Source organism: Natranaerovirga pectinivora (assembly GCF_004342165.1).
GTDB lineage: Bacteria > Bacillota > Clostridia > Lachnospirales > DSM-24629 > Natranaerovirga > Natranaerovirga pectinivora.
Window position 1 is genome coordinate 1 of record NZ_SMAL01000023.1, and the last position, 1976, is coordinate 1976.

At 46.8% G+C, this 1976-nt stretch carries 1 protein-coding gene; it reads right to left on the reverse strand.

The genetic code is table 11. The features are described from left to right. The coding region (locus tag EDC18_RS14815; protein WP_243115129.1) for a hypothetical protein at positions 1-1976 on the reverse strand (1976 nt) is incomplete at both ends.

The window sequence follows — 1976 nt, forward strand, 5'->3', positions numbered from 1 at the left end:
CCCGGTTCTCCTGGTTCTCCTGGTTCACTTGGCTCTCCTGGTTCTCCCGGTTCTCCTGGTTCTCCCGGTTCTCCTGGTTCTCCTGGTTCACTTGGGTCTCCTGGTTCTCCTGGTTCTCCTGGCTCTCCTGGTTCTCCTGGTTCTCCTGGCTCTCCTGGGTCACTATATTCTAATATTAACGTTATTACGGAATCTACTCCGCTCCCACCTATTTTTACTGTATATTCTCCATATGGTCCTGTTGTTTTGTATTGGAAGCTAAATTCTCCATTGCTGTTGCTTACTGTTTGGTCAACATAATCTATACTGCCATTTGGACTTATTACTTGTATTGTTATTGCTTTTTCTGCCTTTACTCCCGTTCCATTAATGTTTATTAAACCTGTTTCATCTATACTTGTTATTATTTGAATATCTGGATCACTTGGATCACTTGGTTCGCTTGGCTCTCCTGGCTCTCCCGGTTCTCCTGGCTCTCCTGGTTCTCCTGGCTCTCCTGGTTCTCCCGGTTCTCCTGGTTCTCCTGGTTCACTTGGCTCTCCTGGTTCTCCCGGTTCTCCTGGTTCTCCCGGTTCTCCTGGTTCTCCTGGTTCTCCTGGTTCACTTGGCTCTCCTGGTTCTCCCGGTTCTCCCGGTTCTCCTGGTTCTCCTGGTTCTCCTGGTTCTCCTGGTTCACTTGGGTCTCCTGGTTCTCCTGGTTCTCCTGGTTCTCCTGGCTCTCCTGGTTCTCCTGGTTCTCCTGGCTCTCCTGGTTCTCCTGGTTCTCCTGGCTCTCCTGGGTCACTTGGGTCACTTGGGTCACTTGGGTCTCCTGGTTCTCCCGGTTCTCCCGGTTCTCCTGGTTCACTTGGTTCGCTATATTCAAATGTTAACGTTATTACGGAATCTACTCCGCTCCCACCTATTTTTACTGTATATTCTCCATATGGTCCTGTTGTTTTGTATTGGAAGCTAAATTCCCCATTGCTGTTGCTTACTGTTTGGTCAACATAATCTAAACTTCCATTTGGACTTATTACTTGTATTGTTATTGCTTTTTCTGCCTTTACTCCCGTTCCATTAATATTTATTAAACCTGTTTCATCTATACTTGTTATTATTTGAATATCTGGATCACTTGGTTCGCTTGGGTCTCCTGGTTCACTTGGCTCTCCTGGTTCTCCTGGTTCTCCTGGTTCTCCTGGTTCTCCTGGCTCTCCTGGTTCTCCCGGTTCTCCTGGTTCTCCCGGTTCTCCTGGTTCTCCTGGTTCACTTGGCTCTCCTGGTTCTCCCGGTTCTCCTGGTTCTCCCGGTTCTCCTGGTTCTCCTGGTTCACTTGGGTCTCCTGGTTCTCCTGGTTCTCCTGGTTCTCCTGGCTCTCCTGGTTCTCCTGGTTCTCCTGGCTCTCCTGGGTCACTATATTCTAATATTAACGTTATTACGGAATCTACTCCGCTCCCACCTATTTTTACTGTATATTCTCCATATGGTCCTGTTGTTTTGTATTGGAAGCTAAATTCTCCATTGCTGTTGCTTACTGTTTGGTCAACATAATCTAAACTTCCATTTGGACTTATTACTTGTATTGTTATTGCTTTTTCTGCCTTTACTCCTGTTCCATTAATGTTTATTAAACCTGTTTCATCTATACTTGTTATTATTTGAATATCTGGATCACTTGGTTCGCTTGGGTCTCCTGGTTCTCCTGGGTCTCCTGGGTCTCCTGGTTCTCCTGGTTCACTTGGCTCTCCTGGCTCTCCCGGTTCTCCTGGTTCTCCCGGTTCTCCCGGTTCTCCTGGTTCTCCTGGTTCTCCTGGTTCTCCCGGCTCTCCCGGTTCTCCTGGTTCACTTGGTTGGCTATATTCAAATGTTAACGTTATTACGGAATCTACTCCGCTCCCTCCTATTTTTACTGTATATTCTCCATATGGTCCTGTTGTTTTGTATTGGAAGCTAAATTCTCCATTGCTGTTGCTTACTGTTTGGTCAACATAATC